Origin of the sequence: Bacillus sp. C28GYM-DRY-1, from assembly GCF_030519405.1 — a bacterium.
GTDB classification, from domain to species: Bacteria; Bacillota; Bacilli; order Bacillales; family Bacillaceae; genus Bacillus; species Bacillus spizizenii_A.
In genome coordinates this window covers 25,637-32,774 of the sequence record NZ_JAUMKF010000032.1, presented here as the reverse complement: position 1 = coordinate 32,774, position 7,138 = coordinate 25,637, and the positions used below count along the sequence as shown (strand labels likewise).

Below are 7,138 nucleotides of genomic sequence, written 5' to 3'. Positions count from 1 at the left end.
GAGAAGAATTTCTTGTGTGGAACATAAGAAAGACACCGTCCTTTTGAAGTCTTTCTTTTATTTTATTACAGGAGAATGGATATTTTAAGGGAAAATAAAGGCTGTCGAGATTTTCTCGACAGCCTGACAAGCATGTTTTAATATGCTTGTTTTTTCATTTATATACAGTAGTTTTACTTTCATCAGTCTCAGCAGCATTTCCATCCTCTTTAATACACCAAATCGAAACTACTTAAATGAATCATTTATAAAGCAAGCATGTGAAAAATACAACCTTGATATCCCTCCAATTAATATCCATGGACACTCGCATATTTCTCTTTACTTATTTATAGCGGGAAAGACATTTTCCCCTAACCTTTAGGACACATGAGAACCAACACAAGAGCATATTCAGATTTAAGTTTTCATCAACTTCACTTATTTTCTCGTCTGTGTTTTTTCGTTTTTTATCAGCTGAAGATCATTCATCTTTAAAGTCTTCTGTTGAAAAAACATCTAGGGGAAGGATGTCGTGTATATCATTTAAGATGTCTTTGATCGCCTTTTTCTGTTCAGACATGATAGACTTTGATTTGGATATAGCATTAGAGCCAGTTCATGTTCTAAGAAGAATTCTGTTAGCGTCTTCCAAGATACCAGGTATACTAGTTAAAAAAGCAATTAACATTTCAATCAAATCAATCCATAGATCAGCAATGCCGGCTTGATCCATAAAATGATTTGAAGTATCTGCGCCTTTACCTGACTGAAAGAAGTGTTTTTTGCTTCAAATACTTTCATGAACATATCCCCTTCTAAAAAATATTACCATGGGGAAATTAATAAGGGACAGTCATGAGAAATAAACCTTAAAATGATAATTTAGATTTGAGACTTATTTCTAAAAAACCGAAAGCTGCTTCGAGAATTTATTGATCATGGTCAGGAAAGTCCTTTCTGAACTTTTATTCCCAGTTACTTTTAGTAAGTGAAGTAAGTAAATCACAAAAAAGAAAGAACCCATGAAACCTTTACATTACAGGATTCATGGGTCTTTCATTGAAATGATCAAAACGAAGCGGATTACACGCTGTTACGCTTCTTCAGCTTCGATCACTTTCGATTGATCATTGAATATACCTGAATCAATTTCCTTCGTTACCTTACTTGTAATGAGGCCTGATGTCATACTTCCGCTGACATTCAGAGCAGTACGCCCCATGTCGATTAACGGTTCGATTGAGATTAATAAACCGGCGAGTGCAACAGGCATATTTAATGATGATAAAACAAGAAGCGCCGCGAATGTCGCTCCGCCGCCAACACCGGCCACACCGAAGGAGCTGATGGCAACGACTGCGATAACTGTGATGAGAAACACCGGATCAAACGGATTTTGGCCGACAGTCGGAGCAATCATCATCGCCAGCATCGCAGGATAAATGCCGGCGCATCCATTTTGGCCGATTGAAAGTCCGAACGAACCGGCGAAGTTTGCAATTCCTTCCGGCACACCCATGCTTTTCTGCGTTTTAATATTCAGCGGCAAAGCACCCGCGCTTGACCGTGACGTAAACGCAAATACAAGTACTGGCAGCGCCTTTTTCAAATAAACAATCGGGTTCAAACCGCTGAGTGTCAGCAGCAGCAAATGAATGATAAACATTGTGATTAACGCGGCATATGAAGCAACCACAAACATCCCTAATTTTAAAATGCTGTCAATATCACTCGTCGCAATCGTTTTGGTCATAATGGCCAGCACCCCATAAGGCGTCAGTCTCAAAATGAGGGTGACAACACGCATGACAATGGCATAAACGGCATCAACCATTTTTTTAAATGTTTCTGCCTGTTCCGGCTGTTTATGCTTAACACCAAGAAATGCTATTCCAAGGAAAGCAGCAAAAATGACGACTGCGATCGTTGAAGTCGGTCTAGCTCCTGTAAAATCTAAAAACGGGTTTCCCGGCAGCAGTTCAACAATTTGCTGCGGCAGCGATTTCGCTGTCATATCTTCTGACTTCTGCTGAAGCTCCTGTCCCCGCGAAAGCTCTGTATCTCCTTGGTCAACCTGAATCGCCTGCAGGTCAAAAGAAAGCGCGGAGGCAATACCGACAGCTGCCGCTACTGCTGTTGTTGCCACTAATATCCCGATGATCAAACCGCTGATTTTTCCGAGGTTTTTTGTCAGCTTCAGCTTTGTAAATGCGCCGAGAATTGAAATGAAAACAAGCGGCATGACAACCATTTGAAGTAATTTGACATATCCGCTCCCGGCAATATTAAACCAGTCCGCTGTTTGAAAGACTATATTTGAAGTCGGGCCGTAAATCAGCTGAAGTGCAAATCCGAACACAATCCCCAGCCCCAGCGCAGTAAATACACGTTTAGAGAAGGAAACATGTTTTTTCTGCATAACAAAAAGCCCTAAGATAAGTAACAATAAAATAAATACATGTAATACAACTAGTAAAGTTTCCAAAGCAGGTAAACTCTCCTTTTCAAATTTTCTCATTTACTATATTACACTAATTCCGATAGGTCAAGTGCGAATTACTCAAACTAAGACTTCAAGGAAAAAAACCTTATATAATCCCTTTTTTGTTCTTTTCTTTCCCTTCCATCTTTAGTACTTTATATAAGGGTGATACTATTTGCTGAAAGAACTGTTTGTAAACTTGACCATTTTAATCACATTTAATTATCTCTTCACCCACCTGTTTAAAGAAAGGTTAGTACATAAGAAAGACAGCATATCCTTCCAAGCTGTTAAAGGGCTGACCTGCGGTTTGCTCGGGATTATTCTAATGGTTTTTGGATTTATCTATCAGCATTCAATCATTGATCTTCGAAATATCCCTATCATGATTGCCGCTCTTTATGGGGGCTGGGTATCAACGGCAACGGCCTTGGTTATAATCGCTGCAGGCCGCATGCTGATCACGATAAACACATCTGCAATATACTCGGTTATGATCATTTGTATCGCTGCCATCCCTTCACTCATTGTTTCTAGAAGAAAAAAAGTTGAGTTAAAACACGCTTTCTATCTTTTAATGATCACAAATAGCATGATCTCCTTTTCCTTTTATTTTCTTATAGATTTACATTCATATGAACTTCACTTATATTTTTGGATCACCTCTATAGCTGGCGGCATGCTCAGTTTATATATTATTGATCATGAAACAAATGCACATCTTCTTTTTAAACAATATAAGTTTCAAGCGCACTTTGACTTTTTAACAGGCATTTATAACCGAAGAAAGTTTGAAGAAATCACACAAGATCTGTATCAACAAGCAGCCAATACCCCACATTTTCAATTCGCACTAATTTATATAGATATCGACCATTTTAAAACCATCAATGACCAATACGGCCATCATGAAGGGGATCAGGTGCTGAAAGAGCTGGGTTCTCGTCTGAAGCAGAGCATCCGAAATACTGATCCTGCCGCACGAATTGGCGGTGAGGAATTTGCCGTGCTCCTGCCGAACTGTACGCTTGATAAAACTGCCCAGATCGCGGAACGGATCAGATGTGCTGTCAGTGGCACACCAATTAGATTAACAAATGGTGAAAAGCTGTCAGTTACGATATCACTGGGTGCCTCTCATTATCCCAATAATACGGGTCATCCTGAATCTTTGCCGATTCTTGCCGATCAAATGCTGTACAAAGCGAAAGAAAATGGACGAAACAAAGTATGCTTCTCAGAAAAAAAAGAATGAATTCAATGTTCGAATTCATTCTTCCAATCTGAAAGACGTTTTAAAGGCAGAAAAGCCGGTATAAGATCTCCCTGATACACGTTTGCTATAAATGCCGCTGTATCATCAGCTTGATAGAGCTCAAGAATGGTTTGCAGTGCTTCCCGATCTTGGTCCTCCGCTCTGACAACAATTAAATTCATCTCTACCTTAGGCATTAGTCCGCCGCTCTTTATCGTATGTTTTTCCGGGTTCAGTCCCGCTTTTTTTGCTTCAGACGGTTTCATGACAAAGACGTCGGCGCCACTCACTGCATCCTGTTGCCGGACGGCTTTTAATTTCAGGTGCCTCAGATTATCTTTAATCATATCGACTGAACCTGTTCCGTTAAATCCGTTTTTCAACGTTAGCAATCCTGCCTCCTGAAGCACCGTAAGCGCCCTGCCAAAATCAAGTGCTTTATCCGGTACAGAAACGTCAGCCCCTCGTGGTATATCTTGGATTCGATTATATCGTTTTGAATATATGCCCATAGGCGTTATGTATGTCGTACCGAGCGGTGCCAACTTAAGTTTGTATTTTTGGGTGAACGACTGAAAATAAGAAATGTTTTGAAAAGCGTTGGCATCAATTTCTTTGTTAGCAAGCGCGATATCAGACTCCGCATAATCAGAAAAAGGTTTCAGCTGAATATCCAGCCCTACTTTTTCAGCTTTTTTAGCAATATAGTTCCATATTGCTTCGTCAGACTCAGCAATTCCAATTTTTATTGTTTCATGTTCTGCTGACGGTGAGCATGCAGTAAATAAAACGAGAAGAACAACAACGAAACTGCATATAAGCCACTTTTTCATTGTGACCATACTCCTATCTATGTATTAGAGCATGCAAGCAATATCAGACATAAAATCAAACGCTCTCTTAGTTGATAGACGTTGTCATTTGAATATTGATTAACTTTTACCTTACTCATATCCAATAAGGTTGTCAATTCCTATCACATAGTCTTCCCGAAAAGAAGGAATATCTAAGGCAAACGTATGATCACATATCGAGAAAACAGATGAATTTCCGTAAATAAATATCAAATTGAAAAATAAATATGGTATTTTCCGAAAAAAGTTTCATTTAGCAGTTGTTTTTTTTGAGGATTACTGGTAGAGTAAAGGTAATTATTTTTGTTCGAACTATCTTTAAGAAGAAAGTTTTGTAAGAGTTTTCGTCTTGAAAGTTTGTTAAGAGCAAGAATAGTGAATTTAAGCGTTATGATCGCTTTAGGAGGAAATTTCATGTTAGAAGGTAAAGTAAAATGGTTCAACTCTGAAAAAGGTTTCGGATTCATCGAAGTAGAAGGTCAAGACGATGTATTCGTTCATTTCTCTGCTATTCAAGGCGAAGGCTTCAAAACTTTAGAAGAAGGCCAAGCTGTTTCTTTTGAAATCGTTGAAGGAAACCGCGGACCACAAGCTGCTAACGTTACTAAAGAAGCGTAAGCATAAATTGATATGAAAAACTGCAGGTGCAAACCTGCAGTTTTTATTTCGATAAAAAGCTGTTTTGCATATGCAAAACAGCTTTTTTTATTAGTTTGCAATATCCCGTTTTATGAAGATTCCGAAAGCAAGCAACAGGAAGACAACAAAGTAAACTGCCAGCATCACAATGGAGAATGTCATTGTCATCCCTTCCACTAACGGTGTTCCCTCTACATACTGCATCAGATTAACATTCGCAAATAAAATATACTTTGCCCAGTCAAACTTCACCGCCATAAACGCAGTGGCTGTCGTGCCCGTTACCAATAAAAAGATAGAAAACCCTACAGCAAGAGAGCTGTTTCTAAATACCGCGGACAGCATAAATGCCATCGTAGCCAGCATTAAAGCCGCAACAGATTCTGAGAGATACGTTTTGGCCAAATATCCCAACATATTTTGCTCCAATACATGACCATCCTTATAGCTTAAATGAACATTCGCGGCAGTGTCCCCGCCTGTTCCAAAAAAGACCAGTCCCAGCAAAGTTGAACCTATAAATAAAATAAACAGCAATAAGAGACCAAATAAAAGAACGGTAATATATTTAGAAAGCAGAATTTGAAAACGGCTGAGCGGCCGGATCATTAACAGCTTAACCGTACCCCAGTTAAATTCGTTTGCGACGATGCCAGCTGCAATTATAATCGTGAACAGCCCAGTAAGGATTGTAAAACCGGCAGAATCCGTCACATAAGACCAAACGGTATATCCAGTGTCACTCGGGATATTATGTTCAATGCGATAGTTATTGATTGTGATCGTTTCTTCATATTGTCCTTTCAGGGAAGGATCTTCTTTCATTGCCTTCTTCAAATCACTATTTTGTGCTTGAAGCGTCTCTTTCCACTTCGGATTTGCTTCATCAGTTGAAAAGTGGTTTGATAAAAATGCCCACCCGATCATTGTCAAAGCAAGAATTCCGATCATCACCCATGTTCCGACACGGCTGAAAATTTTGATCCACTCATTATAAATCAAATTAAGCATGTTGAACCTCCTCTTTTGCTTCGCCCGTGATTTCTAAGAAACGGTCCTCTAATGATTTTGCAATTACTTTGACTTCATAAATGCGGATTTGCTGCATGACCAGCAATTCAATCACTGCAGGGACGTCCTCTTTAGCCAGTTTGATTTCCAAACCGTTTGTCTTGATTACCGAATCATATTCTCTTAGAATCGCAGCAGTTTCCTTCGGCTGCTCCACTTGGAAGAAATATGTATCCTTTTCATCAGTTATTTCATCTCTTACATTCTGAATATCGATAAGCTTTCCTTTTTGGATAATCGCAATTCGGTCACACATCAGTTCCATTTCTGACAGCAGATGACTTGATACGATGACTGCCATTCCTCTTTCTCGCGTCAGCTTCTTTAAATGGTCTCTGATTTCTCTGATTCCCGCCGGATCAAGGCCGTTTGTCGGTTCATCCAAAATCAGCACTTTCGGATCGTGCAGAAGGCATTGTGCCAAGCCGAGACGCTGTCTCATTCCCAGAGAGTAGGTTTTCACTTTATCATGAATTTTATCTTTGAGGCCGACTAGTTCCACCACTTCATCAATTTTTTCCTTCGTGACACCCTTTACCATCCTTGCGTATTGCTGGAGATTTTTATATCCGCTTAAAAATTTATACAGCTCTGGATTCTCTACAATAGCCCCGATATGTTTGATTGCCTTGGCATAATCTTTCGTGATTGATTGGCCACAAATTAGCACATCACCTTGTGACAGCTTCATTAAACCGACCATCATTCTGATTGTCGTCGTTTTCCCCGCTCCATTCGGTCCCAGAAATCCAAATACTTCGCCTTCGCGAATCGTAAAACTTAGTTGATCAATGATCGTTCGGCCTCTGATGTTCTTTGTTACATTCTTCAATTCCAATACTGTTTTCATCAAAT

Annotated in this window: 6 protein-coding genes and 1 pseudogene; 2 read left to right on the top strand and 5 right to left on the bottom strand. The window is 39.5% G+C overall.

The genetic code is table 11. The annotated features are described in order from the left end of the window. Positions 1-400 precede the first annotated feature (400 nt). Together Q3W56_RS19740 and tcyP are read right to left on the bottom strand one after the other, a co-directional pair. Positions 401-748: pseudogene (locus Q3W56_RS19740) on the bottom strand (T7SS effector LXG polymorphic toxin); the annotation flags it as partial. A gap of 327 nt (positions 749-1,075) precedes the next feature. Beyond that, the gene (tcyP, locus tag Q3W56_RS19735; protein ID WP_302896590.1) at positions 1,076-2,467 is read right to left on the bottom strand and encodes an L-cystine transporter TcyP; all 1,392 of its coding nucleotides are present in this window, start codon (positions 2,465-2,467) and stop codon (positions 1,076-1,078) included. 172 nt (positions 2,468-2,639) lie between these two features. Between tcyP and Q3W56_RS19730 the strand changes: the two genes are divergently transcribed. Beyond that, a complete protein-coding gene (locus Q3W56_RS19730; RefSeq protein ID WP_302896589.1) occupies positions 2,640-3,719 on the top strand; it encodes a diguanylate cyclase DgcK in 1,080 nt (359 codons plus the stop codon). Between the two features lie 2 nt (positions 3,720-3,721). Here Q3W56_RS19730 and Q3W56_RS19725 read toward each other — a convergent pair whose 3' ends face one another. Further along, positions 3,722-4,552 (bottom strand): MetQ/NlpA family ABC transporter substrate-binding protein, encoded by an 831-nt coding sequence (locus Q3W56_RS19725; RefSeq protein WP_302896588.1) that lies wholly within the window; start codon positions 4,550-4,552, stop codon positions 3,722-3,724. 435 nt (positions 4,553-4,987) lie between these two features. Between Q3W56_RS19725 and cspB the strand changes: the two genes are divergently transcribed. After that, on the top strand, positions 4,988-5,191 hold the full coding sequence (cspB, locus tag Q3W56_RS19720; protein WP_003224086.1) for a cold shock-like protein CspB: 204 nt from the start codon (positions 4,988-4,990) through the stop codon (positions 5,189-5,191). 90 nt (positions 5,192-5,281) lie between these two features. On the opposite strand, the gene Q3W56_RS19715 is transcribed toward cspB, so the two are convergent. Further along, the gene (locus Q3W56_RS19715; RefSeq protein WP_302896587.1) at positions 5,282-6,223 is read right to left on the bottom strand and encodes an ABC transporter permease; all 942 of its coding nucleotides are present in this window, start codon (positions 6,221-6,223) and stop codon (positions 5,282-5,284) included. Further along, positions 6,216-7,133, bottom strand: coding sequence for an ABC transporter ATP-binding protein (locus Q3W56_RS19710; RefSeq protein WP_302896586.1), 918 nt, complete (start codon positions 7,131-7,133; stop codon positions 6,216-6,218). Before Q3W56_RS19710 ends, Q3W56_RS19715 begins: the two co-directional genes overlap by 8 nt. Positions 7,134-7,138: the final 5 nt, after the last annotated feature.

Bases quoted from the DNA above. Each gene is read 5' to 3' on its own strand.
- Q3W56_RS19725 (WP_302896588.1), bottom strand. From the start codon at position 4,552: ATGAAAAAGTGGCTTATATGCAGTTTCGTTGTTGTTCTTCTCGTTTTA.
- cspB (WP_003224086.1), top strand. From the start codon at position 4,988: ATGTTAGAAGGTAAAGTAAAATGGTTCAACTCTGAAAAAGGTTTCGGA.
- Q3W56_RS19715 (WP_302896587.1), bottom strand. From the start codon at position 6,223: ATGCTTAATTTGATTTATAATGAGTGGATCAAAATTTTCAGCCGTGTC.
- Q3W56_RS19710 (WP_302896586.1), bottom strand. From the start codon at position 7,133: ATGAAAACAGTATTGGAATTGAAGAATGTAACAAAGAACATCAGAGGC.